We start from the raw sequence: 21258 nt of genomic DNA, 5'->3' as shown, positions 1-21258 counted from the left end.
AGCGGGACGACATCTCGCTCGATGCAAGGACTGAAGGGCCCAATATGAGCGGTGTAAATGAAATCCGGTCGACCTTTCTCGACTATTTTAAGAAGAACGGCCACGAGATCGTGCCGTCGAGCCCGCTTGTGCCGCGCAACGATCCGACGCTAATGTTCACCAATGCCGGTATGGTGCAGTTCAAGAACGTCTTCACCGGCCTGGAGCAGCGCTCTTACAAGACGGCATCGACGGCGCAAAAATGCGTGCGGGCCGGCGGCAAACACAATGACCTCGACAATGTCGGTTATACCGCCCGTCACCACACCTTCTTCGAAATGCTCGGCAATTTCTCGTTCGGCGACTATTTCAAGGAGCGCGCCATCGAGCTTGCCTGGAACCTGATCACCAAGGAATTCGGCCTCGATGCCAAGCGCCTGCTGGTAACGGTCTATCATACCGACGATGCCGCTTACGATCTCTGGAAGAAGATCGCCGGTCTTCCGGAGGACAGGATCATCCGCATCGCCACCAGCGATAATTTCTGGGCGATGGGCGATACTGGTCCCTGCGGCCCGTGCTCGGAAATCTTCTACGATCATGGCGAGCAAATCTGGGGCGGCCCTCCCGGCTCGCCGGAAGAGGATGGCGACCGCTTCATCGAGATCTGGAATCTCGTCTTCATGCAGTTCGAGCAGATCACCAAGGAAGAGCGGGTCGACCTGCCGCGTCCGTCGATTGATACCGGCATGGGTCTCGAACGCGTTGCCGCTGTGCTGCAGGGCAAGCATGACAATTACGATATCGACCTGTTCCGCGCGTTGATCGAAGCTTCCGAAGAGGCCACCGGCGTCAAGGCCGAGGGCGAGCGACGCGCCAGCCACCGCGTCATCGCCGACCACTTGCGTTCGTCCGCCTTCCTAATCGCCGACGGCGTGCTGCCGTCGAACGAAGGTCGCGGCTATGTGCTTCGCCGCATTATGCGCCGCGCCATGCGCCATGCCCAGTTGCTCGGTGCCAAGGAGCCGCTCGTCTGGAAGCTCTTGCCGACACTGGTCCAGCAGATGGGCCGCGCCTATCCGGAGCTCGTGCGCGCCGAAGCTTTGATCTCCGAGACACTGAAACTGGAAGAGACCCGCTTCCGCAAGACGCTGGAGCGCGGCCTGTCGCTGCTATCGGACGCCACCTCGACGCTTCACAAAGGCGACAGCCTCGACGGCGAAACCGCTTTCAAGCTCTACGACACCTATGGCTTCCCGCTCGACCTGACCCAGGACGCATTGCGCGCCCGTGGCATCGGCGTCGATATATCGAGCTTCACCGATGCGATGGAACGCCAGAAGGCCGAAGCCCGCTCACATTGGGCCGGCTCCGGCGACAAGGCGACCGAAACCATCTGGTTCGAGCTCAAGGAAAAGTTCGGCGCGACCGAATTCCTCGGCTACGATACGGAAGCGGCTGAAGGTGTGATCCAGGCGATCGTCAAGGATGGCGTCGCCGTCGACAGTGCCTCGGCCGGCGACAAGGTGCAGATCGTCGTCAACCAGACGCCGTTCTACGGCGAATCCGGTGGTCAGATGGGCGATACCGGCGTGATCGCGAGCGACCACGGCAAGCTTTCTGTCAGCGATACCCAGAAAAAGGGCGAGGGCCTGTTCGTGCACAGCGCCACCGTTTCGGACGGTACGATCAAGGCCGGCGATGCCGTTGCCCTGACCGTCGACCACAACAGGCGCTCGCGCCTTCGCGCCAACCATTCGGCGACCCACCTGCTGCATGAAGCGCTGCGCGAAGTTCTCGGCACGCATGTCGCACAGAAGGGCTCGCTGGTGGCGCCCGAGCGTCTGCGGTTCGACGTTTCGCATCCGAAGCCGATGTCGGCCGAAGAGCTGAAGGTCGTTGAGGACATGGCGAACGAGATCGTTCTGCAGAACTCGCCGGTCGCCACCCGTCTGATGAGTGTCGATGACGCGATTGCCGAGGGCGCAATGGCGCTGTTCGGCGAGAAGTATGGCGATGAAGTGCGTGTCGTGTCCATGGGGCAGGGCGTGCGCGGTGCCAAGACCGGCAAGCCCTATTCCGTCGAACTGTGCGGCGGCACACATGTCTCCGCGACCGGCCAGATCGGCCTTGTTCGCATCCTCGGCGAAAGCGCCGTCGGCGCGGGCGTCCGCCGCATCGAAGCAGTAACCGGTGAATCCGCGCACGACTATCTTGCCGAGCAGGATGAGCGCGTGAAGACGCTGGCCTCGACCTTGAAGGTGCAGCCGGGCGATGTCGTGTCGCGCGTCGAAGCGTTGATGGATGAGCGCCGCAAACTGGAGCGAGAATTGGCGGATGCCAAACGCAAGCTCGCCATGGGCGGTGGTCAGGGCGGTTCGGCAGACGCCGTGCGCGAAATCGGCGGTGTCAAATTCCTCGGCAAGGCCATTTCCGGTGTCGATCCGAAGGATCTCAAGGGTCTCGCTGACGACGGCAAAACTAGCCTCGGCTCCGGCGTCGTGGCGCTGATCGGCGTCTCCGACGATGGCAAGGCCAGCGCCGTTGTCGCCGTAACGGACGATTTGACCAACCGCCACAGCGCCGTCGATCTCGTCCGCATCGCGTCCGCCGCTCTTGGCGGCAAGGGTGGCGGCGGTCGTCCCGACATGGCGCAGGCTGGTGGCCCGGATGGTGCCAAGGCTGAAGACGCCATCGAGGCGGTTGCTGCGGCTCTCGCCGGCTAACGGCAAGATTTTATTCCAATATTGGAAGCGGCGGGAGCCATTGGCCCCCGCCGCTTTTCGTTTATGCGCCGAAGTCAGCAGGATTTGTCAAATCGAGATATGGTTCTTTGAGACCGATCGATTTGCACGAGGTTTGACATGAACGGCGAAACGGCATGGGCGCTTTACGAGACCCGGCTACGGCGGGTTTCGGCCTATATCCACGAGCATCTGGATGACGATCTCGACATGGAAAAGCTTGCCGATATCGCCTGCATGTCCAGCTATCACTGGCACAGAATCTACCGGGCGATCTATGGCGAGACGGCTGCGGCGACCGTCAAGCGGCTGCGGCTGCATCGTGCAGCCGGCGATCTCGTCAACACCCGCCTATCTGTCAGCGACATTGCAAAGCGGTCGGGCTATCCCAATCTCCAATCGTTCAACCGCATCTTCAAATCCGTCTACGGCACGCCGCCGGCGCGATTTCGGAATGAGGGAAGCCATACGATCTTCGAACCCAGTACCCAAGGAAGGATCACGGTCATGTTCGACGTCACGCTTCGCACCATCTCCCCGATCTCGCTTGTCGGCGTTGCCCATCGCGGTTCCTACATGCAGATCGGCCAGGCTTTCGAAACACTGTTCGGCACCATCTATGCCCGCGGCCTCGCCAGGCCGGACATGCGGATGATCGGTGTCTATCTGGATGATCCCGATCTCGTTGCGGCCAACAAGTTGCGCTCCTATGCCTGCGTCAATGCCGGCGACGAGGTCGCCGCTGAGGCGCCGCTGGAGCGGCGGATAATCGACGGGGGCGAATATGCTGTGCTGCGGCACAAAGGTCCCTATGCCGATATGTACAAGGCCTATCAGTGGCTCTATGCCGAATGGCTTCCCGCCTCCGGCCGGCAGCTTCGCGACGCCGTGATGTTCGAGGAATACCTCAACAATCCACGCGACGTGCCGCCGACCGAGCTACTGACGGAAATCCATATGCCGCTACAATAGCGGCATATGGATTTTACTTCACAGGTCCGTTCTATCAGACTGTCTTTGCCAGCATCTTATTGCTTTGGCATCGCCGCATTGTCCAACTCGTTGCCGCGGCGATAGGCGTCGCGGTCGCTGACGCGGGCCCAATAGTCGATGAAGGCCGGACGCTTTTCGATGGTGTTGAAATTCAATCCATAGCCGACATGAGAGCCGACATAGACGTCGGCGGCCGTGAAGCGGTCGCCGACGATATAGGGCGAAGCGCTGACCGCTTGTTCCAGCGTATCCATGACATTGGTGAAACTGCCGCAGCCGGTCATGCGCAGACGCTCGGGCGGAACTTCGAAACCGAGGACACGATTGACGACGGCCATTTCCATCGGTCCGGCAGCAAAGAACATCCAGCGGAAATAGCGGCCGCGTTCGGCGGCCGTCGGCGCAAGACCGACCTGCGGAAACGTTTCGGCCAAATAGGCGCAGATGGCGGCACATTCCGTGACGATAGTGTCGCCGTGCCTGATCGCCGGAACCTTGCCCATGGGATTGACGGAGAGATAGTCGGGCGCCTTCATCGTCGTGCCGAAGTCGAGATATTCGGTGCGATAGGGCTCACCGATTTCCTCCAGCATCCAGCGGGCAATGCGTCCGCGCGACATCGGGTTGGTGTAGAAAACGAGTTGCTCGGTCATGTGCTCCTCCTCATTTCTTGCGATATTTTTGCCACCAGCAAAGCATGACCGCAAGATTTTCACAGCAAAAGAAAACCCGGCGCTGAGGCCGGGTTTCCGTGAAGCTTGATGGAGCCTGGACTTAAGCAGCCATGGCCTTCTTGAGGTTCTCGTCGATCTTGTCGAGGAAAGCGGTGGTGGAGAGCCACGGCTGGTCGGGACCGATCAGCAGAGCCAGGTCCTTCGTCATGTAGCCGGCTTCAACCGTATCGACGCAGACCTTCTCGAGCGTGGAAGCGAACTTGGCGAGTTCGGCATTGTCGTCGAGCTTGGCGCGATGGGCGAGGCCGCGGGTCCAGGCGAAGATCGAGGCGATCGAGTTCGTCGAGGTTTCCTGACCCTTCTGGTGCTGGCGGTAGTGACGGGTGACCGTGCCGTGTGCAGCTTCGGCTTCGACCGTCTTGCCGTCCGGCGTCAACAGAACCGAGGTCATCAGGCCGAGCGAGCCGAAGCCCTGCGCTACCGTGTCGGACTGAACGTCGCCGTCGTAGTTCTTGCAGGCCCAGACGTAGCCGCCGGACCACTTCAGCGCGGAAGCGACCATGTCGTCGATCAGGCGGTGTTCGTAGGTGATGCCGGCTTCGACGAACTGCTCCTTGAATTCGTTCTGATAGACCTCTTCGAAGATATCCTTGAAGCGGCCGTCATAGGCCTTGAGGATGGTATTCTTGGTCGAGAGGTAGACCGGCCACTTGCGCATCAGGCCGTACATCATCGAAGCGCGGGCGAATTCGCGGATCGATTCGTCGAGGTTGTACATCGCCATGGCGACGCCGGCGCCCGGAGCGTTGAAGACTTCCTTTTCGATGACCTGGCCGTCTTCGCCGACGAACTTGATGGTCAGCTTGCCCTTGCCCGGGAACTTGAAGTCGGTAGCGCGATACTGGTCGCCGAAGGCGTGACGGCCGACGACGATCGGCTGCGTCCAGCCCGGAACGAGGCGCGGAACGTTCCTGCAGATGATCGGCTCGCGGAAGATGACGCCGCCGAGGATGTTGCGGATCGTGCCGTTCGGGCTCTTCCACATTTCCTTGAGGTTGAATTCCTTCACGCGGGCTTCATCCGGCGTAATCGTAGCGCACTTGATGCCGACGCCGTACTTCTTGATGGCGTTGGCGGCGTCGACGGTTACCTGGTCGTTGGTCGCGTCGCGGTTTTCGACCGAGAGGTCGTAATAATCGATATCGATATCGAGGTAGGGGAAGATCAGTTTTTCTTTGATGAGCTGCCAGATGATGCGAGTCATTTCGTCGCCATCGAGATCGGCAACGGGGTTAGCGACCTTGATCTTCTTCATGCTTCTGCCTCGTTTAAGCTGATGGGGACCGGGTGTCCCTGTGAGTGATGTGAAGTCCCGAGGGCTATAGCACTGCAAGTCCCGAACGCAAAGCCGATAGAGGCGGCGAAACGGCGTTTTTGCCGATCAAGTCCGCTTCATCGCGACACATGCTTTTCAAGGCCGGGCCATTGCCAAAGCGATGGATGCGACTAATGTCGCGCGCATGCTTCGCCGATCATCACGGATTTTTATCATGCAGAAAATTGCCGCTGCCGCGCTTCTCGCCGTTTTCCTTCCGCTCTCGCTCTCGCTCAGCGCGAACTCGGCTGCGGCAGCCGATCCGATGACGCCGGTCAAGACGGTGATGGATGCGACCGTTTCCAATTGGGCGGGCGGCGACAGCGACTGGCAGGATATTTTCGACGACAGCAAACTGAAGAACCTCTATAGCAAGGATTTTGTTGCGAAATACCAGGCTGCGGCGCAGTTCCCGGCCGCTGACGAGGACGGCATTTCGCCCTTCGACTACGACGTCATTGTCGGCGGCCAGGATGCGTGTCCGCTGCAGGAAGTGAACATTGCCCCGCAAGCGCCGAAGGGCGACACGACGGAGGTCGTTGCAACCTTCAAGAAATCGACCTGCATGGGCTCGGACGCCGATTATCAGGGAACGACCACGGTGCGCTTCGAAGTCATCCAAGAAGCCGGCAAGCCGGTCATCGACGACATCATCACCGTCGACGATGCCGGTCAGACCAATTCGCTGAAATCGGTTATGCAGGACATCGTCAAGCAGCAGCAACAACTGCCATCGGAGCACGCGCCGCAGCAGGATCAGCCGCAGCAGTGACCAAGTAATATTTGGAGCGCGTTTTGTGCACCGGCAACATCGCTGGCCGCCGCTGTCACTCGCCGGATCGACGGCCGGCAGGCGACTTCGCCCTTGCCGATTGAAGCCTGCGCCGCTATTCCCGCCTTTATTTGCGCGGTATGTTTGCCGCATGGGGATTTGAGTTCATGGCAGGCACCAACAGCGAGCGTCAACTTCTGGCAGAAGGGCCGGCCATCATTCTGGTCGAGCCGCAGATGGGTGAGAACATCGGCATGGTGGCGCGCGCGATGGCAAATTTTGGCCTGGCGGAGCTGCGCCTCGTCAATCCACGCGACGGCTGGCCGAATGAGAGGGCGCAGGCTACCGCCTCGAAGGCCGATCACATCATCGAAGCGACCAAAGTCTACGACACGTTGGAGCAGGCGATCGCCGATCTCAATTTCGTTTATGCGACCACCGCACGGGAACGCGACGGGTATAAGCCGGTGCGCTCACCGGTGGAGGCCGCCGAAACGCTACGGGCTAAATTCAAGGCTGGCGAGGGCACAGGTATTCTCTTCGGCCGCGAGCGGTGGGGACTGACCAACGAAGAAGTGGCGCTCGCCGACGAGATCGTAACCTTTCCCGTCAACCCCGCCTTCGCCTCGCTGAACATTGCGCAAGCAGTGTTGCTTATGTCCTACGAATGGATGAAATCCGGCATGGAAGATCTCGCCGCCGTACCTTTCCAGGCCGTGGAACAGCGGCCTTCTACTAAGGAACAGCTCTTCGGACTGTTCGATCAACTGGAAGAAGCATTGGATGCACGCAACTATTTCCATCCTGCCGGGAAAAAGCCGAAAATGGTCGACAATCTGCGCGCAGTCCTGTCGCGCCGGGCGTTTACAGAACAGGAAATCAGCGTCCTGCGAGGTGTGATCTCGTCCCTCGACCGCTTCTCGCGAAAATCTCCGCGCGGCAGCGGTTCGCATCCCAGATCCCCTGCCGTACCGAAGGAAACCACTCGCGATGACAGCAACGGCGAATGAGCTGAAACCCATTCTGGTGTTCGACTCGGGCATTGGCGGACTAACCGTGCTGCGCGAGGCGCGGGTTTTGATGCCAGAGCGCGGTTTCATTTATGTCGCCGACGATGCCGGCTTTCCCTATGGCGGTTGGGAGGAGCAGGCCTTGCGAGAGCGCATCATCAGCCTCTTCGCCAAGCTGCTCGCGGAACACGATCCCGAAGTCTGCATTGTCGCCTGCAATACGGCCTTCACGCTCGCAGGCGCTGATCTGCGTACCGCCTTTCCGCAGACGACCTTCGTCGGCACCGTGCCGGCGATCAAGCCGGCGGCGGAACGGACGCGCTCTGGTCTGGTTTCGGTGCTGGCGACGCCAGGCACGGTCAAGCGCGCCTATACACGTGATCTTATCCAATCCTTCGCGACGCAATGCCATGTCCGGCTTGTCGGCTCGGAAAATCTGGCGCGCATGGCAGAGGCTTATATTCGCGGCGATATCGTCTCGGACAACGCCGTACTCTCCGAAATCGATCAATGTTTCGTCGAAAAGGAAGGGCGCAAGACCGATATCGTTGTGCTGGCCTGCACGCATTATCCCTTCATGGCCAACATTTTCCGTCGGCTCGCGCCATGGCCGGTCGATTGGCTCGATCCCGCCGAAGCGATCGCGCGGCGCGCCCGTAGCCTGGTGCCGCAGGTGGCCGATGCCGTACATCCCGACAATTTCGATTTCGCCGTCTTCACGTCCGGGACGCCGGATTTTCCGACACGGCGGCTTATGCAAGGTTTTGGGCTCAAGGCTTGATGATGACTGACAAGGTTTCGTTGCGTAAACTCGATCTCGCGGACATGCCGGCGGCTGCAGCCGTCCACCGCGCTTCCTTCAATGAGCGGCTGCCGACGCTTGCCGGACTTCATACGCCGGAAAAGGATGTTGGTTTCTGGAGCGCGGTGGTCTTCAAGGACTGCCAGATCTGGGGAGCGGAGGAGGGTGGTCGCCTCGTCGGCGTCATCGCCTTTCTCGAGGATTGGATCGACCAGCTCTACGTTCTGCCCGAGGCGCAAGGGTGCGGTATCGGCAGCCGCCTGCTCGATATTGCCAAGTCTGCCTATCCGATGCTTTCGCTCTGGACATTCCAGAGAAACGCGCCGGCGCGCCGGTTTTACGAGAAGCACGGCTTCTTCGTGGTTGACGAGTCGGATGGAGCAGGCAATGAGGAAAAGGAGCCGGATGTGCTCTACAAATGGGAAGCGCGCTTGCACCGACTGTAACTCAAGATCTGAGCGGCGCGATATTGGGGGCGATATTTGATGTCTTTTGAGAATGATTGCTGTGTTGTCGTCGAGGCAAGCCATGCGTCTGCGTGAATGCCACAACTTCCATGATTTTCGCCTCCTCGCGAAAAAGCGTCTTCCCGGCCCGATCTTCAACTATATCGACGGCGCAGCCGACGACGAGGTGACGCTGCGGCGAAACACGTCGAGCTTCGAAAGCTGCGATCTCGTTCCGAATGTTCTTCGCGGCGTCAGCGAGATCGACATGTCTGTCACCGTCGTGGGACAAAAGCTCGCCACGCCCTTTTACTGCTCGCCGACGGCGCTGCAACGGCTGTTCCATCATCAGGGCGAGAATGCGGTGGCGGCCGCGGCATCCTCGCTCGGCACTATGTTCGGCGTCTCTTCGCTCGGCACCGTCAGTCTCGAGGAAATCCGCAGGAAATATCCGGGTCCGCAGGTCTACCAGTTCTATTTCCATAGGGATCGTGGGCTGAACCGGGCAATGATGGAGCGGGCGAAGGATGCTGGCGTCAACGTGATGATGCTGACGGTCGATAGCATCACCGGCGGCAATCGCGAGCGCGATCTTCGCACCGGATTCTCTATTCCGTTCAAGCTCAACCTGGCTGGCGTCACCCAATTCGCCCTCAAGCCCGCCTGGGCGTTAAACTATCTCACGCACGAGAAATTCCGCCTGCCGCAGCTTGATGAACATGTGGACATGAGCGGCGGTGCCATGTCGATCGGCAGGTATTTCACCGAGATGCTTGATCCGTCGATGAATTGGGACGATGTCGCCGAGATGGTGAAGCACTGGAACGGGCAATTCTGCTTGAAGGGCATCATGTCGGTCGAGGATGCGAAGCGTGCTGTCGACATCGGATGCACCGGCATCGTGCTTTCGAACCACGGCGGCCGACAATTGGATGGCTCGCGCTCCGCATTCGATCAACTGGCGGAGATCGTCGATGCTGTCGGTGACCGGATCGATGTGATGATGGATGGCGGCATCCAACGCGGCACGCACGTGCTGAAAGCCCTGTCGCTTGGGGCCAAGGCTGTCGGTGTCGGCCGCTTCTATCTCTATCCGCTGGCCGCTGCCGGCCAGGCAGGTGTGGAGAGCGCATTGCTGCATCTGCGCACTGAGATCGAGCGCGACATGAAGCTGATGGGATGCACCTCGGTCAGCCAGTTGTCGCGGGCCAACCTGCGTTTCAGGTAGAGTGGCCGTCGGCCGCATTCCCCTGTGGGTTTTCAAACTCCGTTCGCGAAAGCAGGCGAAAACTTTGATAGACGAGGGCGCCCCGTTTCTGAAAGATGGGCGTCTTCACATTTGAGTCTTGTCAAAAAGGGGTAGTGCATTGCAGGTCGGCATCGACATGGGAACGGCGTCCGGCGGGACCAGCGCCCAACTCAATATCGAGGAACTGCTGGCAACGCGTCTCCTTGTTCAGGGCAATTCCGGCTCCGGAAAATCGCATCTGTTGCGCCGCTTGCTGGAGCAGTCGGCCCAGTGGGTGCAGCAGGTCATCATCGATCCCGAGGGCGATTTCGTCACGCTGGCAGACAAGTTCGGCCATGTGGTGGTCGATGGCGAGCGCACCGAGGCGGAGCTTGCGGGCATCGCCAACCGCATCCGCCAGCATCGCGTTTCCTGCGTGCTGACGCTGGAGGGGCTCGATATCGAGCAGCAGATGCGCGCCGCCGCGGCTTTCCTCAACGGCATGTTCGATGCGGATCGCGAATATTGGTATCCGGTGCTCGTCGTCGTCGATGAGGCGCAGATGTTTGCTCCTTCCGTCGGCGGCGATGTCTCCGAAGATGCACGCAAAATGTCGCTCGGCGCCATGACCAACCTGATGTGCCGCGGCCGCAAGCGCGGGCTTGCCGGCGTCATCGCCACGCAGCGTCTGGCCAAGCTTGCCAAGAACGTTGCTGCCGAAGCCTCGAATTTCCTGATGGGCCGGACCTTCCTCGATATCGACATGGCCCGAGCCGCCGATCTGCTCGGCATGGATCGGCGACAGGCGGAAATGTTCCGCGATTTGAAGCGCGGCAATTTCGTCGCGCTTGGACCGGCGCTGTCGCGCCGACCGCTGCCGATCACCATCGGCTCAGTCGAAACCTCCGCACGCTCCTCCAGCCCGAAGCTGATGCCGCTGCCGGATGCGCCGCAAGATGTCGAAGATCTGATCTTTACCCCGGATCCGGAGGAATTCTCACGGCCGGTCGTTCGCCGTGCTGCGCCTGCGCCGCGCCCAACAACGGACATTCTGGCTGAGCTTTCGCGCTCCGCCCCCGCTGCCAGCGCGACGTCGGCCGAACCAAAGGCCAACCAACCGGAACTGTCGGCAGAGGACCGGGAGGCGCGGGTGAATGCAGTGCTCTCGGAAATCCTCGATGACCCGGCCTCGGCCTTCCGCACGGATTCGGTGCTTTATCAGGAATTCCTGGTGCGATTGCGCATGCGCCGCGTGCCGGGCGCGCCGATATCGCTGCCGGAATTCCGGCGCCGTGTGGCAATCGTACGTTCTGGCGCTGATGAGGCGACGATGGCGACGGACGCCTGGGCAACGGCCCTGTCTCTCTCTTCCGGTGTCACCGACGACCTGCAGGGTGTTTTCCTGATGCTCGCCAAGGCTGCCGTCTGTGGCGAGCCATGCCCTTCCGATGCCCGGATCGCGCGCGCCTACGGCACCCATTCCGCCCGCCGCGCCCGGCGCCTGCTCGGCTATTTCGAGGAGCAGGGCAGCGTCGTCGTCCACACGGATTTTTCCGGCAAACGCATCGTTGCGTTTCCGGATATGGGTTGCCAAACCGCGCCGGGCGATGCCAATGCGCCTGATGCCGATGGCGGGGACCAGGCGGCGGCGGAATAAGCCGCACTCGTTGACCCGTATCCGGGATACGCCTATATTCATTTCCCATAGGAGATGATCGAATGGCCGTGCGTGAGAGAATCCAGCGATATAGGGAAAGCGGAGGGGCATCCGACCTGGTGAGGGTGGAAGTTCTGGTTCCGGCTGCGCGTCGTACGGATATTCTGTCGCAAGCTGCCGAGATGCGCGCCGAACACCGGCAAAGAAAAGAACGTCTTCAACAGAATCTCGATGAAGCGCTTGCTCGGTACGGCGTTCGCTTGTTGGACAACATCGATTTAACCCGACTTCCGGACCTCGCGCAGAAAGCGAAAGTGGTGGCCACCGCCCTAATGGAGCGCGGTGATGCGCGTGCTTTTGTCATGGGACGGCGCATGCTCAACGAGATCGGCCAATAGACGATGGCGCTCACGAAGCTGCAGAGGGCGATCATGGCATCGATCGCAAAGAACCGCTCGGAAACCAGCTATGTCGCCGGCGGGCTCGTTCTGAATATGAACTGGCCTCGCCTTTCCGATGACATCGACATCTTTCAAGACACCGATGAGGAAATCGGTCCGACTGCCGACCGCGATATAGAAACACTAAGGAATGACGGCTTTCGCGTTTATATTGAGGTGAATGTCTACGGCTGCGTCGAAGCCGAAGTTTCCCAGGCGCATGAAAATACGCTTATCCAATGGATGAGCGAATCGCGAACCCGTTTTTTTCCGCTCATTCGAGATGAGGAGTGGGGAGCGAGGCTCCATCCAGCGGATCTCGCTGTGAACAAGGTGCTGGCGGCCTCAACCAGGACGAAGCCACGCGATTTCGTCGACTTGCTGATGATTGACGAAAGGCTGGCGCCACTCGGCGCACTCATCATGGCGGTATCAGGAAAACCGCCTCATTATTCCCCCATCAAGATTGTCGATGAAATTCGGCGAAGGGGCCTTTCCGTTTCAACCGATGAGTATAATTCCGTGAAGGGCCTCCCGATCGAATTCACGGCTGTTGTCATCCGGGAGAAACTCGTTGAAGCACTGGATCGAGCCGAGGATTATGTTCGATCGGCGCCCGCCGATATCGTCGGCCTGCTTGCCATCGATGCCAACGGTATCCCAGTTCAGATATCTGCCCTGAACGAAGCTGACGTGCAGTTTCGAAAAGCGACGTCCGAGCCTGAGGTGATGCCGTCACTGCCGGACGTGCCGGAAAGTTGGCGCAGAATAGATGGCGCTGAATGAAACCGCAGTTCTCGCCATCGCGCTGTTGACATTTTCATGACGACCCCTTACAGACCGCGCCAACGCCGGGCAGAAATGTCCGGTGTTTCATTTGACATGTCCCGTGGTTTCGTCCGTTCGCTAACGTGAGAAGCCTGTCAGAGCTCGAAAACGGAGTTCAGAGGAGGGCGTGTTTCCTTCGCGGTTTGGCAACAAGCCGCTATAACACTTTGAAAGGAAATGCGATGAGCAAGCGCGAATCGTCCAAGTACAAAATTGACCGCCGTATGGGCGAAAACATCTGGGGCCGTCCGAAGTCCCCGGTCAACCGCCGCGAATACGGCCCGGGCCAGCACGGCCAGCGCCGCAAGGGCAAGCTCTCCGACTTCGGCGTGCAGCTGCGCGCAAAGCAGAAGCTGAAGGGCTACTACGGCGATCTGCGTGAAAAGCAGTTCCGCGCCATCTTCGACGAGGCCAACCGCCGCAAGGGCGACACCTCGGAAAACCTGATCGGCCTGCTGGAATCGCGCCTCGACGCGATCGTCTACCGCGCCAAGTTCGTTCCGACCGTCTTCGCTGCCCGTCAGTTCGTCAACCATGGCCACGTCACGGTTAACGGCGTTCGCGTCAACATCGGTTCCTACCGCTGCAAGGCTGGCGACGTTATCGAAGTTCGCGAAAAGTCGAAGCAGCTCGTCACCGTTCTGGAATCGGTAGCTCTCGCTGAGCGCGACGTTCCGGAATACGTCGAAGCCGACCACAACAAGATGGTTGCGACCTTCGCTCGCGTTCCGGCCCTCGGCGACGTACCGTACCCGGTCGTCATGGAACCGCATCTGGTCGTCGAATTCTATTCGCGTTAATCTGCGGATATCTTTCTTACGAACGGAAAAGCCGCTCTTTTCGAGCGGCTTTTTTTGTCTTTGGAGCGTCCGATGACCGATTTGCAGGCAATTCTCGACAGCATCCATGCAGAGCTTTTGCCGCGCCTCGGCGAAGGCAAGGTGGCCGACTATATTCCGGAACTCGCCAAGGTCGATCCGAAGCAGTTCGGCATGGCGATCGCCACCGTGGACGGCAATGTCCGCAGCGTCGGCGATGCCGATATTCCTTTTTCCATCCAGAGCATTTCCAAGGTCTTCATGCTGACCTTGGCGCTTGGCAAGGTGGGCGAGGCCCTGTGGAAACGGGTCGGGCGCGAACCTTCGGGAACAGCCTTCAACTCCATCGTCCAGCTGGAGCGCGAAGAGGGAATTCCCCGCAATCCCTTCGTGAATGCCGGCGCCATCGCCGTCAGCGATGTCGTACTCTCCGGCCATGCTCCGCGAGAGGCGATCGGCGAGTTGTTGCGTTTTGTGCGCTATGTCGCCGATGACGAGTCAATCACCATTGACGACAAGGTGGCACGCTCTGAGACGCAGACCGGTTTCCGCAACATTGCGCTCGCGAATTTCATGCGCGCCTACAACAATCTCAATCATCCCGTCGAACATGTACTCGGCGTCTATTTTCATCAATGCGCCCTGTCGATGAGTTGCGAGCAACTGGCCAGAGCGGGGCTCTATCTCGCCGCTCGCGGCACCAACCCGATCACCGGCCATTCCGTCGTTTCGCCGAAGCGGGCGCGACGTATCAATGCGCTGATGCTGACATGCGGTCACTATGACGGTTCCGGCGATTTCGCTTATCATGTCGGCTTGCCCGGCAAGAGCGGCGTCGGCGGCGGCATTCTGGCTGTCGCGCCGGGCATTGGCTCGATCGCAGTCTGGTCGCCCGGGCTGAACAAGGTCGGCAATTCGCAGCTCGGCGCGGTTGCTCTGGAAATGTTGGCCGCGCGTACCGGATGGTCGGTCTTCGGCGATTGATTTGGTGTCTTCCCGCCGCGCATTCTGCTATCAGCGTGGCGAAGCCTGAAGGATGACAAGATGAATATCGCAACGACAGTGGCGGACGAACTCGATTTCGAAGCCGAGGATGGCGGCGGCAGCGCCCATCCTTTGTTTGCCGATGCGCCGCGGTCGGTCTCCTTCAACAAACTGCGTAAACGCCTGTTGCGCCAGGTGCGCCAGGCGCTCGACGATTTCCAGATGCTGAAGGGCCAGGAGCGTTGGCTCGTCGGCCTATCCGGCGGCAAGGATTCCTATGGCTTGCTGTCGATCCTCCTCGATCTCAAATGGCGCGGTCTGCTGCCGGTCGAGCTGATTGCCTGCAATCTCGACCAAGGCCAGCCGAATTTTCCGAAGCATATTCTCCCGGACTATCTGGCGAAGATTGGTGTCGAACATCGGATCGAATATCGCGACACCTATTCGATCGTGAAGGAAAAGGTGCCGGAGGGCGCCACCTATTGCTCGCTTTGCTCGCGCCTGCGCCGCGGCAACCTCTATCGCATCGCTCGTGAAGAGGGCTGCGATGCGCTGGTGCTAGGCCATCATCGCGAAGACATCCTCGAGACCTTCTTCATGAATTTCTTCCATGGCGGTCGTCTGGCCTCGATGCCGGCGAAGCTCCTCAATGATGAGGGCGACCTGATGGTGCTACGTCCGCTCGCCTATGCCGCCGAAGACGATCTCGCCAAATTTGCGGCCGCCATGCAGTTCCCGATCATCCCGTGTGACCTCTGCGGCTCGCAGGACGGCCTGCAGCGCAATGCGATGAAGGAAATGCTCGCCGATATCGAGCGCCGTATGCCCGGCCGCAAGGATACGATGCTGCGAGCGCTGGCGCATGTGAACCCGTCGCACCTGCTCGACCCCAAGCTTTTCGATTTTGCCGCGTTGATGACGCAAAGCCCCTGAGCGGCGCTGGTCGGATTTCATCGGTTTTGCCATATCCGTTTCATCGAATCGGGCATAAGAGGAGGCTCTCCTCATTTAAAGGCCACCGATGACCTTCTCCGATACAGACTTCGAATATCTGATGGCGACCGTGATTAAGGCCGCGTCGCAAGAAATCCTGCCGCGCTTTCGTAATCTTGGTGTTGGTGACGTTTCCGAAAAGACCTCGGCCATCGATCTGGTGACGGAGGCCGATCTGCTGACGGAGAGGCACATTGCAGCGGCGCTGAAAGCACGCTTCGCCAGCGCGCTGGTGGTGGGAGAGGAGGCATACGAGGCCAATAAGTCGGTCGTGCCGGCGCTGGCGGACGCGGATCTGGCCTTTGTCATCGATCCCGTAGACGGCACCCTCAATTTTGCATCGGGACTGCCGGCCTTTGGGACGATCCTTGCCGTAGTTGCCAAGGGCGAGACTATCGCCGGTATTATCCATGATCCTGTGCTTGGAGACACCGTGACCGCCATGCGCGGTGCTGGCGCTTATCTGCGGCGACGGGAAGGGCAGGTGAGCCGCCTCGCGGTTGCCCCCGTGGCACCGCTGAGCGAGATGGTGGGCTCGATGGCCTGGAGCTATATGGACGAGCCGTATCGTTCGCGCATCAGCGCCAACATGTCGAAGTTACGCATGCCCTTTTCGCTGAACTGTTCGGCCTATGAATATTGGCTGGTCGCCTCAGGCAAGATCCACTTCATAGGCCACGCGAAGCTGATGCCCTGGGATCACCTTGCCGGCGTACTGGTGCATCAGGAGGCTGGCGGCTTTACAGCAAAATTTGACGGCACACCTTATCGTCCTGGTGAAACGACGGGCGGCATTATTTCGGCGCCAGATGAAGAAAGCTGGCGGATCATCCGCCGCGAGATTGTTGGTGCCTGACAGAAGAGGACTACATTATGACATCGCCCGTTGACGTTACGATCCTTGCCGACCTCTTGCGTCGCGCAGCGCAGACAGAGATTTTGCCGCGCTTCCGCCGGCTTGGCAGCAACGATGTTCGCGCCAAGACCGAGGCGACCGATCTTGTGACCGAAGCGGATGAACAGGCCGAACGGATGATCAAGGCCGAGGTGTCGACGCTTTGGCCGGAGGCGCTCTTCATCGGCGAGGAATCGGTGGCAGCCGATCCTGCATTGCTGCACAGACTGCAGGGAGCCGATCTAGCCATCATCGTCGATCCCGTCGACGGCACCTTCAATTTCGCCTCCGGTGTTCCCGCATTCGGGGTCATGGCCTCGGTGGTCGCCAAGGGCGAGACGGTGGCCGGCATCATTTTCGATCCGATGGGCGACGATTGGGTACTGGCGGAGAAGGGCAGCGGGGCATGGCTCCGGCGGCCGGATGGCGAGGCACAGCGCCTCTTCGTGGCAACGCCGGTTGCGCTGGAAGAAATGGTCGGCATGGCCTCCACCGGCTATCTGCCGAACGGGAAGCGCGCCGAAATCATGGGCAATCTTGCCAAGGTGCGCTTTCTGACCAACTATCGCTGTGCCGCCCATGAATACCGCACCTTCGCCGGCGGTCATGTCCATTACCTCATGTACAACAAGCTGATGCCTTGGGATCACTTGGCCGGCACACTGATTTCGGAGGAAGCGGGCGCCTACGCCAGGCGCTTCGACGGGTCGCCCTATCTGCCGCATCACATCGACGGCGGCCTGTTGATAACGCCGGACAAGGCATCATGGGAGCTGCTGCGGCGCGAGGTCTTCACGGTCTGAAACGACGGCGATTGCACAGGCAGCAGGCCTTGCAAAGCTACTTGGAAAGTCGTGAGTGAAACGGTATCGTCACTCACGCGCTTTCCGCCGCCCTTCGGCGGGGTTTTCCGGCTGGGATAAGATCGATGTCCGAAACGAGCCGCAAGCTGACCACCATCTTCTCTGCCGACGTTCAAGACTATACGCGCTTGATGCGGAAGGACGAGGAAGGCACGCTCGCAACACTGAAGCGATACCGTGACGCCATGGCGCGGCTGATCGAAGCGCACGGGGGTCGGGTGATCAATACCTGGGGCGACGGAGTATTCGCCGAGTTCCCCAGCGTTGTCGAGGCGTTGCGCGCGGCGATCGACGTTCAAAACGAGCTTGCCGGCTACAATGCCAACAGCGACCCTGACACACAGATGCTTTTTCGCATCGGCCTCAACCTTGGCGACGTCATTGCCGAGGACAACGATATCTATGGCGACGGTGTCAACATCGCCGCTCGGCTTCAGGCCTGTGCGGTCGCCGGCGGGATCGTGATTTCCAATACGGTCTACGACCAGGTCCGCAACAAGGTCGCTGTCGGCTTCGATTTTCTCGGCCAGCTCGAGGTCAAGAACATCGACGGCGGTGTTCCGAGTTATGCCGTGCGGATAGGTGCCGCGCAAACCGCCACACCACCGACAAATCCTCGCAGTGTCCGTGAACAACCCCGTACGGCCACCACCGTCGTGGGAGCTGCAGGACGAGGCGAGCGGAGTTACGGCGTGTTAGCGGTCATCGCTGTGGGCTTGGTGGTGCTCAATATTCTCACATGGCACGGCGAGTTTTGGGCGGGATGGCCCGTGCTTGGTATTGCAGTAGCGGCGGGGCTTCGCTGGGCGCGGACGAACACACAAATCGATCGCCGCCTCGCCATTTTCGCGGTGGTCGGCGCCGGCCTTATCGGGATCAACCTTCTGTCGTGGCACGGGACGCCCTGGGCGATATGGCCGCTGTTGGTTCTGGCGGTCCTGGCAGGTATCCGCTGGGTCACTCGCCAGCGCGGCGATGTCTAAAGCGCATCGTAATCTCTGGGATTCGTTCCTTGCGTTTTAGTCCCTTGATTTTGCGCATGTCGTTATCGCAAAACCGCCGCGCACTTTGCGCGACATGCTTTAATCGCCCCGCCGAGAGGCTAGCAATCAAACATGACCCATGCCGGGCTCAAGCTGCGGGCTGTCGCCTGGATGGGTGAAAAGTTTTCCCTTTTCCGCCCATAACGTCGCCGCGATCGTCAAGGCACCAAAAATGGTGAAGCCGGCAATCAGCGGCTGAGCGGTTCCATCGAACATCTGTCCGACGATGCCGCCGAGCACGACGCCGCCGGTGGTGGAGACGGAGCTGGTAATGGCGGCCGCGGTGCCTGCCAGATGCCCCATCGGCTCCAGGCTGATGGCCATGAAATTGGTGGTGATGACGGCAAACATCATCAGCATCACCGAGATCAGAACATAGGTGAAAAGGAAGCTCGGTTGACCGGCCGTGCCGGCGGCATAGCCGAAAGCGCCGAGAACGGTGAAAATGATCATCGCGACGTGCGAGATGCGCCGCATGCCGAAGCTGCGAACGAAATAGCCATTGGCGAACTGTGCAACCGCAGTGCCTGCAGCGGTGGCGGCAAAGGCGATCGGGAACCATTCACCGAGACCATAGACTTCACCGAACACCTGCTGAACCGAAACGACATAGGCACAGATGACGCCGGTAAAGAGTGTCAAACCGAGCATGTAGCCGCAGGTAACGCGGTTGGTCAGCACAGTCTTGAAGCCGGACATGACCGAACTGACGGAGAGTGGCAGGCGCTCATTATCAGGCAATGTCTCCTTCATGCGAAGGAACGCGATCAGAAAAAGAGCGGCGCTCGCGATACCCAGCGCAATGAAGATCCATTGCCAGTTCGAATGCGCGACGATCAATTGGCCGACGGACGGTGCGACCATCGGCATGATCATGAAAACGATAGTGACATAGGACATCACCCGTGCCATTTCACGGCCGCCAAAGCAATCGCGGACGATTGCCAAGGTGGTGATGCGAACAGCGGCAGCGCCGACGCCCTGGATGAAGCGCAATATGAGCAGCGTGGTGAGGCTGCCGCTCCAGGCAGCGGCGAAAAGCGTCACGGTGTAAAAGACGAGGCCGCCGAGCAGGATATTCCGCCGGCCATAGGCGTCCGACAGGCTGCCGAAAAAGAGTTGGCAGATACCGAAGCCAAGGAAATAGACACCGATGACCAATTGCGTGTCATTGGGATTGGCCACGGACAGCGACTGGCCGATATTCGGCAGGGCGGGCAGCATGCTGTCGATGCCCATCGAGATGCTGGCCGTCATCAAAGCGATGATGATAATGAATTCGGCGATGCCAAGGCCGATGCGAGCGGAACCGGATTGCTCCAGCGTATGTTCTTGAGGCGGGTTCATATGGATTTGCCTGTCAATGCAAAGCGAGGGATTGATCGGCCGGTGGCGGCGCATTGTGCGGACGGAAGAGGCGACCCTTTTCGGCGAGCAGCACGAACATCAAGCCGATCAGTGAGACGGTGAAGTAACCGATGACCATCGGTGTTGCCGTACCGTTGAAATATTGGCCGATGCCGGCACCGATCGATGCCCCGCCAACCGTGCTCATGAAACCGAGCACTGATGAGGCGGTCCCTGCAACATGGCCGAGCGGCTCCATGGCGAGCGAGTTGAAATTGGAGCCGATCAAACCGAACTGAAACATCGCCAGTGCGAAAAAGACCATGAATAACGGGAAGGGCATCGGCGCCGGGCCGTAAAGCTGCACTATCAGCCAGACGAAGGTGACGAGAGAAAAGCCGATCAGGGCCGCATGCGACAGCCGCCGCATTCCGAAACGGCCGACGAGCTGCGAATTGATGAAGGATGACAGGGCCATGAATACCGCCACACCGCCAAAAGCGACGGGCGTGTAGACGCCAAGTCCGTAAATGCCGCTGTAGATCTGTTGAGCCGAGTTGATGAACCCGAACAGCGCCCCGAACAGGAACGTGCTGGCAAGGGTGTAACAGAGCGCGACCCGGTTCGTCAGGACAATGCGGAAACCCGCCGATACGGATTTGACTGTCAGGGGCCGGACGTTCTCCGGCTTCAGGGTTTCGGGAAGCCGGAAGTACATCCAGAGGCCCACAAGCGTCGCCATGGTGCCGATGAAGACGAAGATCATGTGCCAGGTGCTGACCAGCATGATGATCTGGCCGCTGCCGGGCGCGATGACCGGCACGATCATGAAGACCATCATGATCAGCGACATGACCTCGGCCATCAGACGACCGCCGAAGATGTCGCGGACAATGGAGATGGTGATAACGCGGGTTGCCGCCGAGCCGAGGCCTTGGATAAACCGCAGGGCGAGCAGGCCTGCGAATGAGGGTATGAGCGCAATGCCGAAGGCGGAGATGATGAAAACGACAAGACCTATCAGCAAGGGAATGCGACGGCCGAAGCGATCCGACAACGGACCATAGAAAAGCTGCGCAGAGCCGAAGCCGATCAGATAGGCGGTCACCACATATTGCCGGTGATTCTCGTTTTCGACGCCGAGGCTGGAGCCGATCTGCTGAAGGGCGGGGAGCATGATGTCGATCGCCAGCGAGTTGATCGCCATCATGAAGGCCGCGAGTACGATGAACTCGCGTTTATCCATAGGCAATTGCCCGCTGGACATAGCCTGAGATGTAGTCGTCACGGTTTTATTCCCATAAACATGTCAAGGCGCTGCCCGACAGCAGCGCCTTTCAAATCGATTGGACTATGGAAACCGGACG

20 protein-coding genes are annotated in these 21258 nt (G+C 59.7%); 16 read left to right on the top strand and 4 right to left on the bottom strand.

Features of this window, described 5'->3' with window-relative positions; all coding sequences use genetic code 11:
• The first annotated feature begins 44 nt into the window (after positions 1 to 44).
• Together alaS and PY649_RS16790 are read left to right on the top strand one after the other, a co-directional pair.
• Entirely contained in the window at positions 45 to 2705 is a 2661-nt protein-coding gene (alaS, locus tag PY649_RS16795) for an alanine--tRNA ligase (protein WP_285869702.1), read from the top strand.
• A 138-nt stretch (positions 2706 to 2843) separates the two neighbouring features.
• A complete protein-coding gene (locus PY649_RS16790; RefSeq protein WP_285869701.1) occupies positions 2844 to 3695 on the top strand; it encodes an AraC family transcriptional regulator in 852 nt (283 codons plus the stop codon).
• 56 nt (positions 3696 to 3751) lie between these two features.
• Here the strand turns inward: PY649_RS16790 and PY649_RS16785 are convergent, their stop codons facing one another.
• Together PY649_RS16785 and PY649_RS16780 are read right to left on the bottom strand one after the other, a co-directional pair.
• Positions 3752 to 4369: a glutathione S-transferase family protein gene (locus PY649_RS16785; protein ID WP_285869700.1), complete on the bottom strand. Its 618-nt coding sequence runs from the start codon at positions 4367 to 4369 to the stop codon at positions 3752 to 3754.
• A 121-nt stretch (positions 4370 to 4490) separates the two neighbouring features.
• Positions 4491 to 5705: an NADP-dependent isocitrate dehydrogenase gene (locus PY649_RS16780; protein ID WP_285869699.1), complete on the bottom strand. Its 1215-nt coding sequence runs from the start codon at positions 5703 to 5705 to the stop codon at positions 4491 to 4493.
• Positions 5706 to 5940: 235 nt separating this feature from the next.
• Between PY649_RS16780 and PY649_RS16775 the strand changes: the two genes are divergently transcribed.
• The 14 genes from PY649_RS16775 to PY649_RS16710 all read left to right on the top strand — a co-directional run bounded on the left by PY649_RS16775 (position 5941) and on the right by PY649_RS16710 (position 18484).
• On the top strand, positions 5941 to 6537 hold the full coding sequence (locus PY649_RS16775; protein ID WP_432761367.1) for a hypothetical protein: 597 nt from the start codon (positions 5941 to 5943) through the stop codon (positions 6535 to 6537).
• A gap of 167 nt (positions 6538 to 6704) precedes the next feature.
• Entirely contained in the window at positions 6705 to 7547 is an 843-nt protein-coding gene (locus tag PY649_RS16770) for an RNA methyltransferase (protein ID WP_285869698.1), read from the top strand.
• Entirely contained in the window at positions 7528 to 8328 is an 801-nt protein-coding gene (murI, locus tag PY649_RS16765; protein WP_285869697.1) for a glutamate racemase, read from the top strand. The genes PY649_RS16770 and murI overlap by 20 nt, the downstream gene beginning before the upstream one ends.
• A gap of 2 nt (positions 8329 to 8330) precedes the next feature.
• Positions 8331 to 8795, top strand: a complete 465-nt coding sequence (locus PY649_RS16760) for a GNAT family N-acetyltransferase (RefSeq protein WP_285869696.1) — start codon at positions 8331 to 8333, stop codon at positions 8793 to 8795.
• Positions 8796 to 8877: 82 nt separating this feature from the next.
• Positions 8878 to 10023, top strand: coding sequence for an alpha-hydroxy acid oxidase (locus tag PY649_RS16755; protein ID WP_285869695.1), 1146 nt, complete (start codon positions 8878 to 8880; stop codon positions 10021 to 10023).
• Between the two features lie 139 nt (positions 10024 to 10162).
• A complete protein-coding gene (locus PY649_RS16750; protein WP_285869694.1) occupies positions 10163 to 11680 on the top strand; it encodes a helicase HerA domain-containing protein in 1518 nt (505 codons plus the stop codon).
• 62 nt (positions 11681 to 11742) lie between these two features.
• Complete coding sequence (locus PY649_RS16745) at positions 11743 to 12078, top strand: hypothetical protein (RefSeq protein WP_285869693.1); 336 nt, start codon at positions 11743 to 11745, stop codon at positions 12076 to 12078.
• Positions 12079 to 12111: 33 nt separating this feature from the next.
• Complete coding sequence (locus PY649_RS16740; RefSeq protein ID WP_285869692.1) at positions 12112 to 12906, top strand: hypothetical protein; 795 nt, start codon at positions 12112 to 12114, stop codon at positions 12904 to 12906.
• A gap of 224 nt (positions 12907 to 13130) precedes the next feature.
• Positions 13131 to 13748, top strand: coding sequence for a 30S ribosomal protein S4 (rpsD, locus tag PY649_RS16735; RefSeq protein ID WP_285869691.1), 618 nt, complete (start codon positions 13131 to 13133; stop codon positions 13746 to 13748).
• Between the two features lie 72 nt (positions 13749 to 13820).
• Positions 13821 to 14750 carry a glutaminase gene (locus PY649_RS16730; RefSeq protein WP_285869690.1) on the top strand — a complete coding sequence of 310 codons (930 nt, stop codon included), beginning with the start codon at positions 13821 to 13823 and terminating at the stop codon, positions 14748 to 14750.
• A 60-nt stretch (positions 14751 to 14810) separates the two neighbouring features.
• Positions 14811 to 15683 (top strand): tRNA 2-thiocytidine(32) synthetase TtcA, encoded by an 873-nt coding sequence (gene ttcA / locus PY649_RS16725; protein WP_285869689.1) that lies wholly within the window; start codon positions 14811 to 14813, stop codon positions 15681 to 15683.
• Between the two features lie 88 nt (positions 15684 to 15771).
• Positions 15772 to 16599 carry an inositol monophosphatase family protein gene (locus PY649_RS16720; protein WP_285869688.1) on the top strand — a complete coding sequence of 276 codons (828 nt, stop codon included), beginning with the start codon at positions 15772 to 15774 and terminating at the stop codon, positions 16597 to 16599.
• A 17-nt stretch (positions 16600 to 16616) separates the two neighbouring features.
• The gene (locus PY649_RS16715) at positions 16617 to 17441 is read left to right on the top strand and encodes an inositol monophosphatase family protein (RefSeq protein WP_285869686.1); all 825 of its coding nucleotides are present in this window, start codon (positions 16617 to 16619) and stop codon (positions 17439 to 17441) included.
• A 125-nt stretch (positions 17442 to 17566) separates the two neighbouring features.
• On the top strand, positions 17567 to 18484 hold the full coding sequence (locus PY649_RS16710) for an adenylate/guanylate cyclase domain-containing protein (RefSeq protein ID WP_285869685.1): 918 nt from the start codon (positions 17567 to 17569) through the stop codon (positions 18482 to 18484).
• Positions 18485 to 18610: 126 nt separating this feature from the next.
• On the opposite strand, the gene PY649_RS16705 is transcribed toward PY649_RS16710, so the two are convergent.
• Together PY649_RS16705 and PY649_RS16700 are read right to left on the bottom strand one after the other, a co-directional pair.
• On the bottom strand, positions 18611 to 19891 hold the full coding sequence (locus PY649_RS16705; protein ID WP_285869684.1) for a multidrug effflux MFS transporter: 1281 nt from the start codon (positions 19889 to 19891) through the stop codon (positions 18611 to 18613).
• 13 nt (positions 19892 to 19904) lie between these two features.
• Positions 19905 to 21137, bottom strand: coding sequence for a multidrug effflux MFS transporter (locus tag PY649_RS16700; protein ID WP_285869683.1), 1233 nt, complete (start codon positions 21135 to 21137; stop codon positions 19905 to 19907).
• Positions 21138 to 21258 lie beyond the last annotated feature (121 nt).

Origin of the sequence: Rhizobium mayense (assembly GCF_030272705.1) — a bacterium.
GTDB lineage: Bacteria > Pseudomonadota > Alphaproteobacteria > Rhizobiales > Rhizobiaceae > Rhizobium > Rhizobium mayense.
This window is presented reverse-complemented; position numbering and strand designations above follow the sequence as displayed.

What these genes read in the sequence shown, in the direction of transcription:
- PY649_RS16720 (WP_285869688.1), top strand. Translation starts at nt 15,772, where the DNA reads ATGACCTTCTCCGATACAGACTTCGAATATCTGATGGCGACCGTGATT.
- PY649_RS16760 (WP_285869696.1), top strand. Translation starts at nt 8,331, where the DNA reads ATGACTGACAAGGTTTCGTTGCGTAAACTCGATCTCGCGGACATGCCG.
- ttcA (WP_285869689.1), top strand. Translation starts at nt 14,811, where the DNA reads ATGAATATCGCAACGACAGTGGCGGACGAACTCGATTTCGAAGCCGAG.
- PY649_RS16775 (WP_432761367.1), top strand. Translation starts at nt 5,941, where the DNA reads ATGCAGAAAATTGCCGCTGCCGCGCTTCTCGCCGTTTTCCTTCCGCTC.
- PY649_RS16710 (WP_285869685.1), top strand. Translation starts at nt 17,567, where the DNA reads ATGTCCGAAACGAGCCGCAAGCTGACCACCATCTTCTCTGCCGACGTT.
- PY649_RS16770 (WP_285869698.1), top strand. Translation starts at nt 6,705, where the DNA reads ATGGCAGGCACCAACAGCGAGCGTCAACTTCTGGCAGAAGGGCCGGCC.
- rpsD (WP_285869691.1), top strand. Translation starts at nt 13,131, where the DNA reads ATGAGCAAGCGCGAATCGTCCAAGTACAAAATTGACCGCCGTATGGGC.
- PY649_RS16790 (WP_285869701.1), top strand. Translation starts at nt 2,844, where the DNA reads ATGAACGGCGAAACGGCATGGGCGCTTTACGAGACCCGGCTACGGCGG.
- PY649_RS16730 (WP_285869690.1), top strand. Translation starts at nt 13,821, where the DNA reads ATGACCGATTTGCAGGCAATTCTCGACAGCATCCATGCAGAGCTTTTG.
- PY649_RS16715 (WP_285869686.1), top strand. Translation starts at nt 16,617, where the DNA reads ATGACATCGCCCGTTGACGTTACGATCCTTGCCGACCTCTTGCGTCGC.
- PY649_RS16785 (WP_285869700.1), bottom strand. Translation starts at nt 4,369, where the DNA reads ATGACCGAGCAACTCGTTTTCTACACCAACCCGATGTCGCGCGGACGC.
- PY649_RS16780 (WP_285869699.1), bottom strand. Translation starts at nt 5,705, where the DNA reads ATGAAGAAGATCAAGGTCGCTAACCCCGTTGCCGATCTCGATGGCGAC.
- PY649_RS16755 (WP_285869695.1), top strand. Translation starts at nt 8,878, where the DNA reads ATGCGTCTGCGTGAATGCCACAACTTCCATGATTTTCGCCTCCTCGCG.
- PY649_RS16705 (WP_285869684.1), bottom strand. Translation starts at nt 19,891, where the DNA reads ATGAACCCGCCTCAAGAACATACGCTGGAGCAATCCGGTTCCGCTCGC.
- murI (WP_285869697.1), top strand. Translation starts at nt 7,528, where the DNA reads ATGACAGCAACGGCGAATGAGCTGAAACCCATTCTGGTGTTCGACTCG.
- PY649_RS16740 (WP_285869692.1), top strand. Translation starts at nt 12,112, where the DNA reads ATGGCATCGATCGCAAAGAACCGCTCGGAAACCAGCTATGTCGCCGGC.
- PY649_RS16700 (WP_285869683.1), bottom strand. Translation starts at nt 21,137, where the DNA reads ATGGATAAACGCGAGTTCATCGTACTCGCGGCCTTCATGATGGCGATC.
- alaS (WP_285869702.1), top strand. Translation starts at nt 45, where the DNA reads ATGAGCGGTGTAAATGAAATCCGGTCGACCTTTCTCGACTATTTTAAG.
- PY649_RS16745 (WP_285869693.1), top strand. Translation starts at nt 11,743, where the DNA reads ATGGCCGTGCGTGAGAGAATCCAGCGATATAGGGAAAGCGGAGGGGCA.